The 18426-nt window shown below is 38.1% G+C and carries 17 protein-coding genes; 10 read left to right on the top strand and 7 right to left on the bottom strand.

Annotated elements, in window-relative coordinates:
- Positions 1-29: 29 nt before the first annotated feature.
- The 4 genes from NST73_RS18945 to NST73_RS18930 all read left to right on the top strand — a co-directional run bounded on the left by NST73_RS18945 (position 30) and on the right by NST73_RS18930 (position 5159).
- Positions 30-896, top strand: a complete 867-nt coding sequence (locus NST73_RS18945; protein WP_144680293.1) for an MBL fold metallo-hydrolase — start codon at positions 30-32, stop codon at positions 894-896.
- A 106-nt stretch (positions 897-1002) separates the two neighbouring features.
- The gene (locus tag NST73_RS18940; RefSeq protein WP_144680291.1) at positions 1003-3117 is read left to right on the top strand and encodes an MMPL family transporter; all 2115 of its coding nucleotides are present in this window, start codon (positions 1003-1005) and stop codon (positions 3115-3117) included.
- A complete protein-coding gene (locus tag NST73_RS18935; protein WP_058336405.1) occupies positions 3118-3789 on the top strand; it encodes a response regulator transcription factor in 672 nt (223 codons plus the stop codon). It abuts the gene before it with no gap.
- On the top strand, positions 3786-5159 hold the full coding sequence (locus NST73_RS18930; RefSeq protein ID WP_144680289.1) for a HAMP domain-containing sensor histidine kinase: 1374 nt from the start codon (positions 3786-3788) through the stop codon (positions 5157-5159). The genes NST73_RS18935 and NST73_RS18930 overlap by 4 nt, the downstream gene beginning before the upstream one ends.
- A gap of 54 nt (positions 5160-5213) precedes the next feature.
- Here the strand turns inward: NST73_RS18930 and NST73_RS18925 are convergent, their stop codons facing one another.
- The gene (locus tag NST73_RS18925) at positions 5214-5456 is read right to left on the bottom strand and encodes a hypothetical protein (protein ID WP_144680287.1); all 243 of its coding nucleotides are present in this window, start codon (positions 5454-5456) and stop codon (positions 5214-5216) included.
- A gap of 14 nt (positions 5457-5470) precedes the next feature.
- Entirely contained in the window at positions 5471-5719 is a 249-nt protein-coding gene (locus NST73_RS18920) for a hypothetical protein (protein WP_144680285.1), read from the bottom strand.
- Between the two features lie 100 nt (positions 5720-5819).
- Between NST73_RS18920 and NST73_RS18915 the strand changes: the two genes are divergently transcribed.
- The 3 genes from NST73_RS18915 to NST73_RS18905 all read left to right on the top strand — a co-directional run bounded on the left by NST73_RS18915 (position 5820) and on the right by NST73_RS18905 (position 7435).
- A complete protein-coding gene (locus NST73_RS18915) occupies positions 5820-6410 on the top strand; it encodes a Crp/Fnr family transcriptional regulator (RefSeq protein ID WP_144680283.1) in 591 nt (196 codons plus the stop codon).
- Positions 6411-6481: 71 nt separating this feature from the next.
- A complete protein-coding gene (locus NST73_RS18910; RefSeq protein WP_039165381.1) occupies positions 6482-6823 on the top strand; it encodes a darcynin family protein in 342 nt (113 codons plus the stop codon).
- Between the two features lie 105 nt (positions 6824-6928).
- Positions 6929-7435, top strand: a complete 507-nt coding sequence (locus NST73_RS18905) for an LURP-one-related family protein (RefSeq protein ID WP_144680281.1) — start codon at positions 6929-6931, stop codon at positions 7433-7435.
- A 234-nt stretch (positions 7436-7669) separates the two neighbouring features.
- Here the strand turns inward: NST73_RS18905 and NST73_RS18900 are convergent, their stop codons facing one another.
- From NST73_RS18900 to NST73_RS18890, 3 genes are all read right to left on the bottom strand, one after another.
- A complete protein-coding gene (locus tag NST73_RS18900) occupies positions 7670-10564 on the bottom strand; it encodes a DEAD/DEAH box helicase (RefSeq protein WP_058336436.1) in 2895 nt (964 codons plus the stop codon).
- Between the two features lie 5 nt (positions 10565-10569).
- Positions 10570-10968: a (deoxy)nucleoside triphosphate pyrophosphohydrolase gene (locus tag NST73_RS18895; protein ID WP_058336399.1), complete on the bottom strand. Its 399-nt coding sequence runs from the start codon at positions 10966-10968 to the stop codon at positions 10570-10572.
- A 163-nt stretch (positions 10969-11131) separates the two neighbouring features.
- Positions 11132-12778 (bottom strand): DUF2075 domain-containing protein, encoded by a 1647-nt coding sequence (locus tag NST73_RS18890; RefSeq protein WP_058336398.1) that lies wholly within the window; start codon positions 12776-12778, stop codon positions 11132-11134.
- Between the two features lie 153 nt (positions 12779-12931).
- Here NST73_RS18890 and NST73_RS18885 point away from each other — a divergent pair, with 153 nt between their 5' ends.
- Positions 12932-13792 (top strand): LysR family transcriptional regulator, encoded by an 861-nt coding sequence (locus NST73_RS18885; RefSeq protein WP_056703896.1) that lies wholly within the window; start codon positions 12932-12934, stop codon positions 13790-13792.
- A 39-nt stretch (positions 13793-13831) separates the two neighbouring features.
- Here NST73_RS18885 and NST73_RS18880 read toward each other — a convergent pair whose 3' ends face one another.
- Positions 13832-14728 (bottom strand): PhzF family phenazine biosynthesis protein, encoded by an 897-nt coding sequence (locus NST73_RS18880; RefSeq protein ID WP_058336397.1) that lies wholly within the window; start codon positions 14726-14728, stop codon positions 13832-13834.
- A 324-nt stretch (positions 14729-15052) separates the two neighbouring features.
- On the opposite strand from NST73_RS18880, the gene NST73_RS18875 reads away from it, so the two are divergent.
- The gene (locus NST73_RS18875) at positions 15053-15616 is read left to right on the top strand and encodes an Imm64 family immunity protein (protein WP_039164849.1); all 564 of its coding nucleotides are present in this window, start codon (positions 15053-15055) and stop codon (positions 15614-15616) included.
- Positions 15617-15654: 38 nt separating this feature from the next.
- On the opposite strand, the gene NST73_RS18870 is transcribed toward NST73_RS18875, so the two are convergent.
- Positions 15655-16365 (bottom strand): GntR family transcriptional regulator, encoded by a 711-nt coding sequence (locus tag NST73_RS18870; protein WP_017359955.1) that lies wholly within the window; start codon positions 16363-16365, stop codon positions 15655-15657.
- 154 nt (positions 16366-16519) lie between these two features.
- On the opposite strand from NST73_RS18870, the gene NST73_RS18865 reads away from it, so the two are divergent.
- The gene (locus NST73_RS18865; protein WP_342499282.1) at positions 16520-18418 is read left to right on the top strand and encodes a beta-glucoside-specific PTS transporter subunit IIABC; all 1899 of its coding nucleotides are present in this window, start codon (positions 16520-16522) and stop codon (positions 18416-18418) included.
- Positions 18419-18426 lie beyond the last annotated feature (8 nt).

Here is an 18426-nt window from a genome sequence, read left to right as displayed (position 1 = left end):
AAATCTGAATATTAGAAAGCAGGCACACCATGCACACAATCAAAAAAATAGGCAAAACCTTCTCCTTCATCACACCAGTATCACTCACTGACCGCCCCATCCTAGGCATGGTCGAAGGCAATAACAAAACATTAATGATCGATGCCGGTAATTCAGAAGATCATGCGAACTATTTTATCCAAAAAACTTTAAAACACGAGAACGCCACGCCCGATATGGTGGTCCTCACGCATTGGCATTGGGATCATATTTTTGGTCTACCGGCGCTGCCTCATGCGGTTTCAATTGCTTCTGCAAAAACCAGAAAGGAAATGGAGAAGCTTCTTCCGTTTTCTTGGTCAGATGAGGCGATTGATGAGCGGGTGAGGGAAGGAACGGAGATTGAGTTTTGTGCGAAGGCGATAAAAGAAGAATATAAGAATCATCGAGACATTCAGGTGGCTTTACCGGATGTCACGTTTGATCGTCGGATGGAGATTGATCTTGGCGGGGTCACTTGTGTTGTGCAGCATGTTGGGGGCGATCATGCTGCAGATTCAGTGATCGTGTATGTGAAAGAGGAAAAAATCCTGTTTCTTGGTGATTGCATTTATCCGAAAATGTATGCTGAAAAAGTACATTATACGGTAAAAGAAATCTTGCGTCTTTTAGATGAGTTAGATGCTTTTGATGCGGAGACGTATATTCCATCGCACCAAAGGCCGTGGACAAAAGAGGAGTTTCGTCAGGAAACAGACAAGCTTCGAATGATGGCGAAATACACTGATCTTTATGGGGGAGATCAGGAGAGAATCAAGAGTGAATATCAAACACATGTGAACAGAGAACTAAAAGAAGATGAGTTAGAGACGATCGCATATTTTGTAAATGGTTATGAAGGATTAGCAGAGGGATAAACCTCTGCTTTTTTTATTTTCATGGCTCGTCCTTTTCCCTGAGTTTATATCAAGTTTATATACAGGCGATATACTCGAACCGGTGAGAAAAGGAGGAGAACCATCAATGAAGGGATTTAGATCATTTATTGATAAAATGTCTACAAAAAAAGGAGCTTGGCTGACTGTTATCATTTGGCTTGTTTTCATGATCGGGTTGAGTGCTGGGCCTAAATTGGGCGATCATAAAGTGAGCAATTTTCAATCTTTACCTAGTGATGCTCAGTCCATCGTGACACAAAAGAAGTTAGATCAGTATTTCCCAAGTGATAAAGGGACTCCGGGATTATATGTGTTCCATAACCCTAATGGAAAGCTGGCTATTCAAGATGTAAAAACGATCATTCAAGGAATCAAAGAGGCAAAGATTGAGGGGATTGAAGATATTGTCGATGTGTCCGCATTGCCTCCTCAAGCGTTATCCGCTTTTTTATCAGAAGATGAAACGACCATGATTGTGCCAATGAATTTGAAAGCAGGATTAGGCAATGCTGATTATGCAAAGATTAATGATGAGACAACGGATGTCGGTACAAACATAGCGAAAGGGCTAGATGCTGATTTTTATATTACGGGTCCAGCAGGTATAGCGGGGGATACGGTGAAGCTGTTTGAATCTGCCGACTTGAAACTGCTATTAGCTACTGTTGCAATCATTTTGGTTTTATTGATCGTCATTTACCGTTCTCCGTTATTAGCGATCATTGCATTGTTCGCAACGGTCATTGTCTATCAAGTGGTCAATCAAGTTGTGGCTTTACTTGGCGTGGGTGGACTTGAAATCAATAACTCAACCACCTCGATTATGAGCATTTTGTTATTTGCTGCTGTGATTGATTATTCATTGTTTGTTTTCTCGCGTTATCGTGAGGAGTTACAACATCATGAAAATCAATTTGAAGCGATGAAAGTAGCGATGCGTTCAACAGCCAAACCGGTCTTATTTGCTGGCGGTACAGTATTTGCGGCGATGATCATTTTATTTGTGGCGGATTTCCGTGATTATCAAAACTTTGCGCCAATCTTTGGTGCTGCGATGGTGGTCATTATGATGGCTTCTGTCACACTGATTCCAGCCTTGTTTGCATTATTTGGCCGCAAAGCATTTTGGCCGAAAGTACCGACATATGGTGAAGCAAAAGAAGCAAAACATGGCATATGGGGACCTCTTGCCAAATTCGTGGTTCGAAAACCAGGATTAATTGGTGGTGCGGTCTTACTGTTTTTACTTGTGACAGGTGCGAATATTTTCAATTTACATTATGAATTTAACTCGGTGAAAAATTTCCCGAAGGATTTACCTTCTCGTGTTGCATTTGAAATCGTTGAGGAAAAATTTAATAAAGGTGATCTAGCCCAGACAACAGTACTTGTGACTGGTCAAAAGCTAACTCAGGAACATTTACAAGAAATCTCCGCCCAATTCTCAGAAAATGAAGAGATAGGATCGGCTCGTCCTTCGGGGGTAACCAAAGATGGAGAGCACGGCAAAATGACGATATCATTAAAAGTGAATCCATACAGTATAGAGGCTATTGAATTTTTAGGAGATTTCCGTACAAATCAAGCCACCTATCGATTATCAGATGGTCAAAAGGTACAGTTATCTTTTGCTGGCACAACAGCTAAATTAGTGGATGAGCAACAAGTGAATCAATCCGATATTAAAAAGATCGTATTACTGGAAACATTACTCATTCTGATCTTATTACTCGTTTTGACACGCTCCATGAAAATGTCGATTTATATGATGGCGACGATTTTAATCTCATTTGTATCTGCATTAGGCTTAGGTATTTTCTTAGTCGATGTGTTATTTGGATATGATGCGATTTCAACTCGTGCCCCTGTGTATGCCTTTATCTTTCTCGTGGCATTAGGAATTGATTATAACATCATCCTTGTGAGCCGTTTCTTAGAAGAACGCCAAACGTTACACGTCAAAGCTGCATTAGAAGTAGCGATACGAAATACAGGCGGGGTGATTTCTTCAGCGGGGATCATTCTTGCTGCAACGTTTGCCGCATTAATGACTATGCCGATTACGGATTTATTTATCTTTGGATTTATTGTCGCTATTGGGATTATCATCGATACATTCTTCGTGCGAGGAATGTTGCTGCCGTCACTCATATTATTCTTTGAAAAAGACAAAGCTAAGGAAATAAAGGAGGAAGGATAATTGCATGTATTGGTTGTGGATGATGATGAAGCCATTTTGCAATTAGTGTCCATCCATTTAGAGCAGGCGGGGTACCAAGTGAAAAAAGCAAGCAATGCTGAGGCAGCGCTTGCTTTTTTGCAACAACAGTCATTTGATCTCATGATTATTGATGTGATGATGCCTGGGATGGATGGCTTTCAGCTGGCGAACATTGTGACGAAACAATATGAACTGCCGGTCATTATGTTGACAGCGAAAGGGCAGATTGAAGATAAGCAACAAGGATTTGAACAAGGGATTGATGATTATATCGTCAAACCATTTGAAACGAAAGAACTGCTATTCCGTGTAAATGCGATTTTACGACGATATCGTAAATCTATAGAAGCTATAACAACTGCGGGAAATGTTCAGATTGATACGAACCGCTGGGAATTAACGATTGCCAATCAGCAATATATCTGGCCTATGCGGGAATTAGAAATTCTATATTATCTGCTGCAGCGGGCAAACCGCAATGTAAGCCGCTGGGATTTAATTGATGACATTTGGGGGGATACGTTAGATCAACCCGAATTCACATTAAACACGCATATTAACCGCATACGAGAACGTTTAAAAAGGGCGGAAGCGACGATTGAAATTGTCACAATACGTGGTTTCGGCTATCAACTTGAGGTAAAAGAATGAAACTACAACAACGTTTTATGCTATATACGTGTTTGATTGTTTTGATTAGCATCTTCATTGGATTTATTTGTTCTAACTTGATTTACAATCATGTTGTCAAAGAGCAAATGAATGATCGATATTTAGCCATTGCCGAGCAGTTATCTAAACAAATCAAAGAACATGAAATTACCTTGCAGGCCTCTTCTGATTTTTTGCAAACCATGAGCGATCTAGGGTACCAAATCGCTTTGGTTAAAGAAGATGGGGAGATGAAGATGTTTGGCGAACCATTTAAAACGAAAAAATGGAATGACCAAATGCACGCCTTATTTGAAGGCGGTAAAGCGTACAACGGGATCAAATCCTTTAAAAATTCATACTTAATCATGAGTCATTTCGCAAATGATATACAAAATACAGTGGGGACGAAAATAGAAATTGACGGGGAAGAATGGGGCTTATTTTTACGCCCAAATAATATCAGTTTCTTTACAGAGTTCCATTTGATTATTTTTGGATTTATCTTCGCCGTTTTTGTGAGCAGTATCATTGGCATTTTATTTATGTCTCGAAAGGTCACCCAATCTCTTTCAGAATTGACGAGTGCGACGCAAGAGATGGCAAACCATAATTTTCAGTATCCATTAATGATCAATCGAAAAGATGAAATTGGTCAGCTTGCTGATCGTTTTCGGATGATGCAGCAGAAGTTAGAGAATACCGATCAAGCAAGGAAGAAATTTGTGAATAACGTCTCGCACGATTTTCAGTCACCACTATTAAATATACGAGGGTATTCTGAATTACTAAATGAGGAGATTTCATCAAGCGAAGGGAAAAAATACAACCACATTATTCAAACAGAAGCAAAGCGATTATCTAACTTAACGAAACAACTTCTCATTTTAACCTCTATTGATCAAGGGACATATCCAACGAATAAACAAATCGTCAGGGTGGATGAGCAGCTTCATCAAGTGGTCCATTCGATGCTATGGCGAATAGAAGAGAAAGGTCTAGAAATTAAGTTGGATCTACAGCCTGTTTCGGTATATGCGGATCGGACCTTGCTGATCAATGTTTGGGAGAATTTAATTGGCAATGCCATTAAGTACAACAAAGAGTTTGGGGAAATCAGTATTCATTGTAATGAAAATGAATCGGAAGCGGTTGTGACGATTAGAGATACGGGGATTGGCATAGAACACCACACATTAGAAAAAATATTTGAACGCTTTTACCGGGTAGATCAGGCACGAAATAAAGAGGGAATGGGTCTTGGATTATCCATCGTGCAAGAAGTCCTGTCGTACCACAATGCTTCTATTGAAGTAGAAAGCAATGAAAAAGAAGGAACGACTTTTACGACGGTTTTTCCAAAGAAATAGTATTTGAGAAAAGTCTCGTTTGTGTGTGTCAAATGAGACTTTTCTTTTTAATGTTTATGGTAAACCTACAAAGTCTTCTGCATCACGAACTGTCATAGACATCTGTTTTGCATTTACAATAATGACACAATCCCATGTCGGCTTTATTTGCAGTTCGTCACTCTCATCAATACGGATCATTCCTTTAAATTCAATCGTTTGTTCTAGAAAAACCATTTTCTTTTCTGTATCATCTTTGACTGCTGTTAAATGGTCAGGATAGTGAATCGTCCAATCATAAAAAGCGGTTTTCTTCATAGTTCCTCCTATTTTCATTCGTACACATCTCCGAATACTTCTTTTGTTTGCCGGATTGTCAGTGATTTATTGGTTGGATCAATTGAAATGACACAATCCCAAGTAGGTTTGATTTGTAGCTCGTTGTTGTCATCCATCCAGATGATGCTATTTAGTTCAACAGATGGCTCTAAAATGACCATTTTCTTTTCATAATGATCGGTAATCGCTGTTAAGTCCGCTTGTAAATGGATGGTCCAGTCAAAAAAAGTGATTTTTTTCATTGTTTCTCCCCTCATCATCGCTTATATTTCCATTATAACTTGAGTGTTTCCTGATACAATTTTTTATCAAGTCTTCCATTACTAGAGAGGTAACTTACAGATGGATAAAATAACTAACCCATACGACACGTTCAAAACCAAAATATCGAAATATCCAATTGAACAAAATCATTGGCAAGCCTTTAAAGATGGAACAACGATTAAACAATTAAAAGTGGGTACATGCGTGATCAAGGCTGGCGATCCAGTGAAGCATGCCTATTTCTGCATAACAGGTCTCTTCCGTCTCTTCTATTTGTTACCGGATGGAAGGGAGTACAACGTGGCTTTTACGTTGGAAGATGATTTTGCTACTTCTTATGCAAGTATGATCAATGGGCAGCCTTCTCCTTATTCGATTGAAGCGATGGAGGATTCTATCGTGATTGAAATTCCGTATGATCTACTTCAAATATTGATGGACAGAAGTCATATGTGGGAGCGGTTTGTTCGGGTGAGTGTAGAAAGGCTGTATACGAGAAAGGAAGAGCGTGAGAGGGAACTGCTATATTTGCCAGCCATTGAGCGATATCAGGCGTTTTTATTGAAATATCCCGGGTTACATCAGCGTATCGCTCAATATCATATTGCCTCATATATCGGTATTTCTCCGGTTTCGCTGAGCAGGCTGCTGCATCCTGCTGAACATTAACCTATGTTAATGCACATTCTCTAGATCTGGCGTACAATCATCACATCATAGAAGAAACGAGGGGCATGATGATGAAATATATGATGGTTGTTTTATTAGAGTTCTATCCATCTTGGCTTGCTTTACCACGAGAGGAGCGCAGAACCCATGCGGCTTCGCTGCAAGAGTTGATGCAGAAATATGAGGAACATGTGACGGTGCGCTTTTTTGATGCTGAAGCTCTTCCAGGTAAGGATTACACAGATTTTGTGATGTGTGAAACAGATGACCTGAAGTTCTATCATTTTATGTGGGAAGAGATTAGAGATTCTATTCCTTATACAAGTGGTTATGTCAAAATGAAAGAGGTCATCATGGGAATGGAAGATGCTTTTCAAACATATGAAAAAGAATCTCTGAAAATGGATCAGTAATCGAAAACCACCTGATATCAGGTGGTTTTTTGCACATTCTATTTTTTGGTATAATCAGGGGTAAGGGAAGAACGGATAAATTTTTGAACTGAATCGGAGGTACTTATGAAGCAGCTGTATATGAAGCAAAAGGTATTTAGTCTGAGCGGCAGGTTTACGGTAAAGGACCAACAGGAGAATGATGTATATGTGGTCGAAGGCAGCTTTATGAAGGTGCCAAAGACGTTTACCATTTTGAATACAGAACGAGAAGTCATCGCTTTAATTACGAAGAAAATGTTCAGCTTTTTACCGAAGTTTTTAGTAGAAGTCAATGGACAAGAGGTATTGACGATCAAAAAAGAGTTTACATTCTTCAAAGCAAAATATTCAATTGATGCTGCTGGTATCGAAGTACAAGGGAACTGGTGGGATATGAATTTCCAAGTGCTGCAAAGCGGCGAAGTGATCGGTCAGGTAAAGAAGGAATGGTTTACTTGGGGGGATAGCTACAAGGTGGATATTTTGAAAGAAGAGATGGAGCCTGTGATGATTGCATTGGTTGTTGCGATTGATTGTGTGAAAGCGGATGAAGCGGCGTCTAGGTCTTCGTCGACGACAACGATGAATTAAAGATGAATTTAGAATAAGTTAAATATGAAGTCGACATTTTAAATTGCAGAAAATCACGAAAACAGATCTTTCTGCAATAAAGCCAAAACCTATATCTTACATGTAGCATAAGGAGCTACATGTAAGATATAAAGCATTGTCAAGAGTACCCCCTTTAAAGAAAGTCCTCTGTCAATGCTATTTTTATTACTAGTTATAGAGAATGGATTATAAAAATAGAGATCAATTACGAGTTTATGATTCAATTAAATAATGATAGATATCTTGCGGTACAGGTTGTTCGAGTAATAAATTCATAGTAACGACCGATAGGTAATTGCCCTTTCCATCTGGCATAGTTTCGGTTTTAACACTGTTCATATCAATTTCCACTTGCCCGAGGTAATAAAAATCGGTACCTTCCCCATCATCTTTTTTAATAAAAAGATGTATGTCCATTCCAGTTTCCTTATAAGACAAAATATTCTTTACTTCAGGTGAATCTATTGTTAAACGATTACGAGTATACCATTTAAATAAATCAGGTGCTAAAAATTCATCACTATAATTTTGAGTTGTTTCAACTTCATCCTGTTTATGATAGGTCACAAAAATAGGACAAGTCTTGTGTTTAGCACGATAACCGTAAATAGTTGATGAATCATCATGAGGCCAGTTTAATAAACGACAAGCATCTCTACGGGAATATTTCTTGTATAAAGTAAAGGCCTTTGTTCTATCATAACGTTTGTTTTTTTCAAAAGCACACTTTAGAATATCCTTTATAAATGTTGAGAAATGGGAATTCTCTAAACTCCCTTTGATTTCCTCGTTTAATTGATAATATCCATTGGTGATATCAATTAATGGCTTAGCTTTATATTTTTTAATATCTTTCTGAACATGGAATTTTAGTGTGAATATGTTTTCAATAGATTGAATGGTTGTATCATCAACGTAAGTACCATGATTTTTTAATGTTTGAAAAAAATTCTCTTTAGAAATCACACTGTTATGAAGTAGTGCTTCAATTAATACAGCTTCATGTATCCTTTTTCCGTTCAAAATTTCCTTTGACAGCATGTTTAAAACCGATAGATTATAATCTGATATTGCAGGAAGTGACTCTTTCATTTTTATTAAAAAGTTATGATAGTTATCAGAATAATTAATGATAACTTCTGGGTCAATAGAATTTTGTTCCATAAAATCATACAAGAAAGGAATACGTCCTATCCGATTTTTTAATTCTATGAATGCTTCACGTAATTTTTTTAGTGTTGATAAATTTGTGTTATTAATTGACTCGAATATTTTCTTTTTAGCAATCTCTTCAAAATTAATAGTAGATACACCTTTTAAAAAGTTTGTATTAGACGCTTTTCGACGAATATTATCCTTGTTTAAGGTTTGATCACCAGAAAGAGCAATTGGAATCAAGTAGTTATTCTTATAATTACCTATAAAATCAATGATTGTCACATATTCTTTTGAAGGGTGCGCACGAAGCCCCCTGCCTAGTTGTTGTATAAAGATAATACTAGACTGCGTTTGGCGAAGCATTACGATTTGATTAATACAAGGAATGTCGATTCCTTCATTGAATATATCAACAGTTAAAATATAGTCTATTTCTCCATCGGTTAATTGTTTAATAGCCTTTTCACGGTCTTCTAGAGAATTGTCACCTGTTAAACCAATTGTTCTAAAACCTTTATAATTTAGAGCGATGGAAAGTTGATAAACCTCTTCTTTTGAACTGCAGAACATTAACCCACGTAAGGCTTTTCCTGAATAACCATAATAATGAATCTTCTCAATGATATGTTTCACTCTTTCGGAAGATACCAAAGTACGAAGCTTTGTTGTATCATCAATAATTTCACCATCTCTTTCGTAATCCGAGACACCGAAATAATGAAAAGAGCAGAGCATTTCTTCTTCAAGAGCTTCTTGTAAGCGAATTTCATAAGCGATATTGTAATCGAACAATTCGTAAATGTTGAATCTATCTGTTCGTTCAGGTGTTGCTGTCATACCAAGTAGAAATTGAGGGGTAAAATAATTAATAATTTTTAAATAGGTGTTAGCACCGGCCTTATGTACTTCATCGATCAATACATAATCAAAGTGATCTTTTTCAAATGTTTTTAAATAAAGGTCTCTATTCATGGTTTGGACTGTTGCAAATAAGTATTTAGCATCTACATTTTTCGAATTGCCTGATAGAATACCATAATCTTCTTCTTTTCCACCAAGTATTTTCCGATAGTCTTGTATTGCGTCCCTTAAGATTTGTTCGCGATGTACAAGGAATAGCATTTTTTTAGGGGAAAAATTTCGGACGTCAAATGCTGATAAATAGGTTTTCCCAGTACCTGTAGCAGAGACGATTAATGCTTTTCCCCCCCCTTTAGAGCGTAAAGCAGCTAGATTTTTCAGTGCTGATTCTTGCATTTTATTTGGACGAATAGTTAAGCTTTTAACTATTGAACTTGTTAGATAGTATTTATCTAATTCTAGTACATTCAAATCATTTTGTTTAATAATGGGTTTTAAATCATAGAGTTGTTTATAATGATTAATCCAATCTTTTGTTAAAGGTGTTGCTTCATTCCAAGCTTCTTCAAACTGTGATTTCAATTGATAAATCACTTCTCCATGTTCCAAAGAGGTAAAATAGAGATTCCACTCATAGTTCGCTTTTAAAGCATTATCAGTTAAATTTGAACTCCCAATAATGAGTGAATAATGGTTGTGATGTTCGAAAATATATCCTTTTGAGTGAAACCCTTTAGCACTTGCTAAACGAACTTCAACATTCTCCAGTTTAAGAAGTTCCTTAAACATTTTTGGCTGATTAAAGTTCAAAAATGTTGATGTGATAATGCGTCCTCTAATGCCTTTTTGTTTTAAATCATAGAGTACAGCTTTTAAAGTTGCTAAACCACCTTCAGTGACAAAGGCAACCGAAAACATAAATGTCTCACAAATTTTTAATTCTTGGAGTAATGTGGTTAAGACTGTTTCTGGATATTTGTTTGTTAGAAGTTTTGGGCTAAATTGTGATGATCCGTTTTGATTTTTATCTATAAATCCTTTATATAGAGAGTGTTGGATGTTTTCAATTAGTTGCTGCCGTTGATCCATTGCAATCACATTTTCTCATTCATAATTTTTTCTACTGCAGGAATATCTGCAGGAGCAAAATGAAGCTCAGTTAGTTTATCTCTCTTAACCCAGCGAGTGTCAGCATGCTCTAATGCAATGGGCTTTCCTTTTACTAATTTAGCTTTATAAGTTTCAAGTCGTACGATGACATTTTCATATTCATATGTCGTGTCTTCTACTTTTGAGCCTACATCAATATTGCAAGTGAATTCTTCTAAGAATTCACGCTTCAATGCTTGTTCAGGAGTTTCCTCTGACTCAATTTTACCTCCTGGGAATTCCCAGTAATTAGATAAAGTCATACTTGGACTTCTGAGTGCACAAAAAATTTCGTTTTTTTCATTTTCAATGATAGCGCCAACGACATGAACTGTCTTTTTCATAATATAAATCACCCTTATTATATTCATAGTTTAATTCTAGCTGATTTTAATAGTGGAGTTAAGAATAATAAATCAAAAAATAATTAATATAGCAGCGATGTTAACTCATTTAATCGTAACCTGGCATTATGCTTTTGTGTTTAATAAAACAAACTATCTAAATTCAGGAACGTTCATCTGCTTCTTTTATCTCTTGTAATTTCCTTCTCAATTTTTCATCTGTTGCATAAATATAAAGCCCGTGAATGCCTCTTTTCATCAGAACGTTAATTGAGTTTAGTATAATCTTTTCTTTTGCCTGTTTGATTTCCTCTTCTGACATGTCACTTCTGGATGTGAATGCACCTGTATCTTTATAATTTGACGTGTCAATGAGGAGTTCATCCTTTTCTTCATCATAGCTGATAGAAGGGCCAAGTATGACGCCGACATAATTTAAATCAAATCCTTGAACTGTATAAATTGAGCCCACTTCTCTAACTGAATCTGCATGTTCAGCCCATGTCCATTTATCATTTGTAAAATTCCATGGCATATTGATACCGTCTTCATCTACAATATAGGCAGCTCCATCTTTTTTATGTAAAAAGTCAAAGGTAGATACAATGCGGGACAAACCTACTTCATTATCTTTTTCTTGAATGGCAGTTTTAAATTGATTAGGATTCTCAAAAATTTTAAGTTCGAAAGATTCTTGTTTTTTAGGCAGAGTTAATAATCGTTTTGAGACAAACTGGTCAATCCATTTCAACGTATCAGTATCGGCATGCATACGCATCTGTTCTGTAAGTTTCACAGTCTTGGCATGGTATCTGTTTGTTATTTCCTCGAGTAATTTTTCATTCCAGTAGCTCTTAATTTTGAGTACCTGTTTTGGATCAAAAATGACAATGGTGATTTTACTTCGTTTGATAATCTCCTCTAGTTGGTTTTGATAATGGAAGTTATTGTACTTATCATCTTTTGTTAATAAAAGGTGGGCTTCATCAATTAACACGATGTCAGCCATATCACCTGACTTTGTCATCTGATTGATAAACGAGGTTGGTCTCATAATTTGTTTCTTCTTCAGATTTGGCAGACTTTTTGCGATATTTTGATATGTTTTAAGCATTTCAGCATGATTCACAAGTAAATAATTGTTCTTTTTGTTTAAGATAGATTCCATATCGTTTGATAAGTCTTGGATCGTATTAAAGAGAGAACTTAGTAAAACACTTTTCCCAGTTCCTGCATCACCCTCTATCGAAATCACATGGTGACCGGACTGTTTGATATGCTTTTTACAAAAAGATAAGATTTCATTTTTAATTTCTACTTGTTGAGGTGATAATTCTTTATAGGGAGACAGTTTATAAATATCTCTATTTTTTAATGCATCAATTGAATGAGTAACGATCTCCTCTTTTTGAAGTTGCGTCCATATCTCATTAAAGACATATTCATTGTAAAAGTCTTTCTGATAATAATGGTGCATCTCCCTGGATCGCGTCTGGCTAACATTTTTTAATTGAAAACGATTTTCCGCAATAAAGTAGTTTATGAGATTTGTCTCAATATTATAAGAGGCAGATTGATGAAAGCGTTCATGTCCGATCAGAATGGTTTTGGTTAGTTTATTCTTATTCTTGTCTTTCAAATGATCTTTCAAACGCCTGCTAGCTTGGACTGACTGACCTATATAAGCAGATGGTCTCTTCTTTTCATCATAAAGAATATAGACAATAGGTTGATTATGAAATACGGTGGTTCGTAAAGATTGAATTTGATCTGTCATAAAATCGCGTTTTTCAATAAAAAGTTCACTCATATAGCAAGCCCCTGTAGTCTTTTTGCCTATTATCGTATCATAAATTTAGCAAAATATCTCAGTGGTTATAGGTGAAAATTGAATTTCGAGATGAATCAGACATTTTGATCTATTTTTCAAATTACAATATGAAAATACGAGGTGAGCAAACGAATGACATTCCCATACAAAGTATTTCAAACAGTCGTCGAATGCGGCAGTTTTACAAAAGCCGGTGAGAAGCTTGGGTTGACGCAGTCGGGTGTGAGTCATAATATGGCGAAGCTTGAGTCAGAACTTGGGATTGTGCTGCTTCATCGGAATCGAAACGGGCTGTCGCTGACAGATGCAGGTGAGCGAGTGATGCCCCATATTCGCCAAATCATTCATCATGCGTCATTGCTTGAGCAGGAGGCGGCGTTGATTCAAGGGATGGAAGTGGGGAGTATCAAGATCGGCACGTTCTCTAGTTTTTCTTCAAAAATGCTTCCGCAGCTCATTCATCGTTTTACGAAAAGTTATCCCAATATCCAATTGGAGTTATACGAAGGCGGCTATGAAGAGATTGAAGAGTGGATCGCATCTGGCACAGTTGATCTTGGGTTTTTAACACAGCCATCTAGAGATTTGGAAACTGTTCCACTGTTTCAAGATGAATTGGTAGTGCTCATGCAAGAGAGTCATCGTTTCCATACAAAGAAGGTGATGGAAGTGGCTTCGTTCCAAGATGAACCATTTATTATGCCAAAAGCGGGCTGTGATCAACTCATTAAGAAATTATTAAAAGACAGAGGCGTGAAGCCCCATGTTTTATTTGAGATTGGGGACAACAATACGATCATCTCTATGGTTCAGGAAGGTCTTGGGCTTACGATCATTCCGAAGTTGATTTTGCCGCCTCAGGTGCCTCATGCGAACGTAATTCCACTTGAGACCCGTGTTTATCGCGAAATCAATATGGCGTTTAAATCTTTTAACGCAGCCTCTCCCTCTACTAAAAGATGGATTGAAGCAGTCAAAGATCATTTTAAATAGATTCAGCTTGAACGAGAGTCTCTATTCAAGCTGATCAATTTATAGCGTGATCACCCCACGAATGGTAATAACCGCTGCACCTGCTACTTTAATGACCGGCTTTGCTTCATTCGGAATGACCGTGATACGAAGCAATCCTGGTCTGCCGATTGCATCACCTTGGGCAATGCTCAGATGAGTGGTTTCTTGCTGAGGAATGATCCCTTCCAAATACAGATATCCGGCCAATGCCCCGTTTGCTGCTCCCGTTACAGGATCTTCGGGTATACCAATGCCAGGTGCAAAATCCCTTGTATAAAGATCACAGTCCTTTGTGGATTGAAACGTATAAAGATGAGTCGTTGTGATATCCTGCTCTTTATTCATTTTCCCTAAAGTTGCTAAGTTTGGTGCTGCTTGATCAATGTCATTCTGGTGTTTCAGCGGAATCAGGAGATGCCAGTTTCCGGTGTTTGCTAATTTTATAGGATAGGATGGATCAATCCTGTCACTGCTTATACCGAGAATATCACTAAGCTCTTCTACATCGATGATAAAATCTCGCGTCTTTGGCGTGACCTGTGTCATCTCGACATCCACAACTTTGCCATTCTCTTCGTGCCATACAACGGGAACATGGCCGATCTTTGTTTCTAACACAACCCCTGATTTTTCTTTAGCCATATCTAGCTCCGTCGCTAAAAGCCAAGTCAACCCAACCGTCGCATGCCCGCAGAAATTGACCTCTTCCGTTGGAGTGAAATATTTCACTCGATAATCGGCTTTCTCATCATGTGCCGGCAGCAAGAAAACGGACTCGGGTAAGTTCAACTCCTTGGCGATATTCTGCATCTCATCCTCCGTTAACCATTCCCCATCCAACACCACTCCAGCGGCATTACCTCCAAATTTCTCAGTTGTAAACGCATCGACATGATACACCCTAATATCTTTCATCTGACGAATCCTCCTAACCATGTTGTTATGTTCATCATAAGTGTGTAGGATGCATTCGTAAAATGAATCTTTTTGATGTGATGTATTGGAATTGTTCATGTAATACAATATCAAACAACTAAGCACTAAGGGCGGGAAAGTCTACGTACCATTACAGGAAAAATATTGTCAAATAGTGGTAAGGCGGTGAAGACATTTAAGAAAAAAATAATGATGGATCAAAAGGGAGGTACGAAGGAACCTGCTTTTTTGTAGTATGCTTGAACAAAACAAAAAGAAGGCGAGGGATTCAGCATAGCTTTAGGAGGATATATCAATATTGGATTGGTATTCTATGATGACATTCATTTAATAACCACTTTCCACCAACTGATTGACTATTTAACAAAGAAAGGCATTTCAATAACAAAAGTAAAGTTTAGTCAGGACGCTAATGGCGAAGCATGGATCGAACATGATGTAAAAGAGAATAAAATCAAAAACAATTACTTGGAAGGTTTTTATACAGAATTTGAATTGGCGGGAACATGTCTAAAACATACGACTATCAACATACAAAAAGAAGCTGGTTTTGTGGGATTCGTTCTATATTTAAAGTGGACAGAGGTTGTTTCACATGATGTCGTTCGTATTCAACAGGAGATCGAACAGTGTCTTGTAGAACTTTATCATACTCTTCCGTTTGAGTATGCATTCATTGGTCATGAAATGGAAGTCGAGCTTCATCCAGATGATGTTGAAAAGAGTCTGCAGGAACATCATGCTTTTCCAGTTGTTCTTATAGGTAAAGGGGATTATTTAGTCATTTTTTATGGTGATACTCTCATTGACGGGCTAACTACTCAAGAGAGAGGGAAGAAATATTTAAAGGTTAAAAGAGAACAGTAGAAAAGCCTCCTGAATGTATCAGGGGCTTTTTCCTTTCATCACCCATAATAATTATTCGCCTGAATAAAAAATTGGGATTGCATGTAGTTATACGTGATTTTCGAGAAGTCGAAGGGCTGTCCGTTTGTGAGATGGAAAACGGTCTCAACGCGGAGGGCAGGATCGTCTTGTTTAAGTCCGAGATGCTTCGCTTCAGTTTCGTTTAGTTTGCCAACTTGCAGGTACATGTCAGAAAAGCCCACTTTAAGACCAAGGCCTTCACTAATGAATTTAAATACAGAATCGGCTGCAATTTCTGTGTTGAGGTAAGGAATAATGGTTTTCCGGTAATAGGACTCTTCTAAACATAAAGTTTGTCCATTGATGTAACGAATGCGTTTAAGGTAGAAAACATCCTCATCTGGTTCAATGTTTAAATTCAGCGCAGCTTCTTCTGGCGGTTTGACGGTATCTAACGTGAGAACTTCTGATGTCAGTTGAAATTCCTCTAAATCTTTTTTAAACCCTTGGTTGGATAATAGGCTAATATAGCCTTTGCGCCTATGCCTTCTCACAAAGATGCCGCTGCCCCTCACCTGATAGACAATCCCTTTTCTTTCGAGTAAATCTAATGATTTGATAATTGTACTTTTGCTCACAGCAAATTGATTCATGAGCGTCTCAAGCACAGGGAGTTTGTCTCCTTGCTGCAGCTCATGTGTGACAATATATTTTTCAATATCGCTCGCAATTTGTTGATACTTTAACATAGCCATTCCTCTTTGTTTTCACGATTTATTGTCTTTGTATTATAGCACATCTCGATTTCTCTTTGATATGCAAACTCAAATTATATATGTATTGATAAATTGTACCGGTATAATTATAATGTACATATACTAGTAGTGATAAAGGGGGGTTTATATGTCAAAAGTGAGGGATTATCAAAAGCTTGCAGAAGACATCTTAGAAGCAGTTGGCGGAGAAGAAAATGTGGTGAGTGCCGCAAGATGCGCCACGAGGCTGCGTTTGGTGCTGAAGCGTTCTAATCCAAAGGCAAAAGAAGCAGTCAACGCCATGCCTGGCGTCATTACAGTGGTGGAAAACGGTGGTCAGTTTCAGGTTGTGATCGGTCAGCATGTAGGTGAGGTATATGAGCATTTTTCCAACCTTGTTCAGCTCCAAACGTCGGATGATGACCAGCCGAATGAAAACAAAGGAACGATACTGAATCGGGTCATTGCGACCATGTCCGCTGTGTTTGCGCCATTTGTGTATATTTTAGCCGCAGCTGGTATTTTGCAAGGTGCACTTATCTTAATAAATTTGATATTTCCAAGCTTCTCGAAAACAGGCACTTATGAAGTGTTTAGCTTTATTTCTTGGGCACCGTTTACGTTCTTGCCCATTTTTATTGCGATAACTGCAGCCAAGCATTTCAAAACGAATATGTATATTGCGGTTGCTTGTACAGCAGCGCTTGTCAGTCCTTCTTGGACAGAGATTGCTGGACGTGTAGCATCAGGGGAAGGTGTGACCTTTTTAGGGATTGCGTTATCTGAAACGGTTTATACATCATCCGTCTTGCCACCGCTTTTCTTAGTATGGATTCTTTCCTATGTAGAAAAATTCTTAAACAAACGAATTCATGAGGTCGTCAAACCGCTATTTGTCCCATTTTTATGTATGGTCGTCATGGTTCCGTTAACCATTCTATTAATCGGTCCTCTTTCGACAGCAGGTGCAAATGGAATTGCAAACGGATACAATGTCTTAGCTGAAAATGTACCAGCTCTGGCAGGTGCCATTATCGGTGGTTTCTGGCAAGTCCTCGTGATTTTCGGTGTTCACTGGGGCATCACGCCAATGGTACTTGCGAACTTTGAACAATATGGACGTGACTCCTTTCAGGCATATCAAACCATCGCTGTTATCGCTCAAGTCGGTGCGGTGCTGGGAGTTATTTTAAAAGCAAGAAATCGGGAAACACGGAAAGTTGGGGTTTCAGCTGGAATCACAGGACTTTTCGGTATTACGGAGCCTGCGATTTACGGTGTCACCTTACGTTTTAAAAAGCCGTTTATTTTCGGGTGTATTTCTGGAGCGGTCGGTGCCGTTGTGGCCAGCTTCTTTACGCCTTATTACTTTGCATATGCAGGACTGCCCGGCCCGCTGACCATTGTGAACGGAATCAGTGCAGATTATCCAACGTCTATCATTGGTATTTTGATTGGTGTGGCCATTGCGCTGATCTTACCAGTTGTGCTTATTCAAATGTTCGGATATGGAGAAGATACGGTAGAACAGTCAGCTGGTGAAACACCTGTTAAAGATCAAGACAGAGAAACGGCAAATACTTCTATGAACAATGAAGAAATGATCACGGCTCCACTTACAGGAAAGGTGCTTTCGTTATCTGAAGTGCCAGATGCCGTATTTAGCTCTGGGGCGATGGGGAAAGGCTTTGCCATTCATCCGACCGATAACAAACTGTTTGCACCGTTTGACGGCAGTGTCGTCATGCTTGCACCAACAAAACATGCGATTGGTCTGCGTTCTGAATTTGGTGTAGAGTTACTTGTTCATGTAGGAATTGATACGGTCTCTCTAGATGGATCGGCATTTACACTCAATATCAAAGAAGGCGACAAGGTGAAAAAGGGTGACTTGTTGATGACATTTGATCAGGAAGCAATTGAAAGCAAAGGATTACAAACAATCACACCTGTTATCATTACCAATACCCAAGCATACGAAGATGTGATTGTAGAGAAACGTTCGACATGTCAGCCAACTGACGTCATGATGACAATTGTGAAATAGGAGGAATA

The organism is Bacillus sp. FSL W7-1034, from assembly GCF_038593365.1.
Lineage (GTDB): Bacteria > Bacillota > Bacilli > Bacillales > Bacillaceae > Bacillus > Bacillus altitudinis.
Note: the sequence above shows the minus strand (reverse complement) of the source record. Positions and strands in the feature narration are given on the sequence as shown.

Excerpts from the sequence above, each read along its gene's own strand:
- NST73_RS18945 (WP_144680293.1), top strand. The coding sequence starts at position 30 with ATGCACACAATCAAAAAAATAGGCAAAACCTTCTCCTTCATCACACCA.
- NST73_RS18940 (WP_144680291.1), top strand. The coding sequence starts at position 1,003 with ATGAAGGGATTTAGATCATTTATTGATAAAATGTCTACAAAAAAAGGA.
- NST73_RS18930 (WP_144680289.1), top strand. The coding sequence starts at position 3,786 with ATGAAACTACAACAACGTTTTATGCTATATACGTGTTTGATTGTTTTG.
- NST73_RS18925 (WP_144680287.1), bottom strand. The coding sequence starts at position 5,456 with ATGAAGAAAACCGCTTTTTATGATTGGACGATTCACTATCCTGACCAT.
- NST73_RS18920 (WP_144680285.1), bottom strand. The coding sequence starts at position 5,719 with ATGAAAAAAATCACTTTTTTTGACTGGACCATCCATTTACAAGCGGAC.
- NST73_RS18915 (WP_144680283.1), top strand. The coding sequence starts at position 5,820 with ATGGATAAAATAACTAACCCATACGACACGTTCAAAACCAAAATATCG.
- NST73_RS18910 (WP_039165381.1), top strand. The coding sequence starts at position 6,482 with ATGAAATATATGATGGTTGTTTTATTAGAGTTCTATCCATCTTGGCTT.
- NST73_RS18905 (WP_144680281.1), top strand. The coding sequence starts at position 6,929 with ATGAAGCAGCTGTATATGAAGCAAAAGGTATTTAGTCTGAGCGGCAGG.
- NST73_RS18900 (WP_058336436.1), bottom strand. The coding sequence starts at position 10,564 with ATGGATCAACGGCAGCAACTAATTGAAAACATCCAACACTCTCTATAT.
- NST73_RS18895 (WP_058336399.1), bottom strand. The coding sequence starts at position 10,968 with ATGAAAAAGACAGTTCATGTCGTTGGCGCTATCATTGAAAATGAAAAA.
- NST73_RS18890 (WP_058336398.1), bottom strand. The coding sequence starts at position 12,778 with ATGAGTGAACTTTTTATTGAAAAACGCGATTTTATGACAGATCAAATT.
- NST73_RS18885 (WP_056703896.1), top strand. The coding sequence starts at position 12,932 with ATGACATTCCCATACAAAGTATTTCAAACAGTCGTCGAATGCGGCAGT.
- NST73_RS18880 (WP_058336397.1), bottom strand. The coding sequence starts at position 14,728 with ATGAAAGATATTAGGGTGTATCATGTCGATGCGTTTACAACTGAGAAA.
- NST73_RS18870 (WP_017359955.1), bottom strand. The coding sequence starts at position 16,365 with ATGTTAAAGTATCAACAAATTGCGAGCGATATTGAAAAATATATTGTC.
- NST73_RS18865 (WP_342499282.1), top strand. The coding sequence starts at position 16,520 with ATGTCAAAAGTGAGGGATTATCAAAAGCTTGCAGAAGACATCTTAGAA.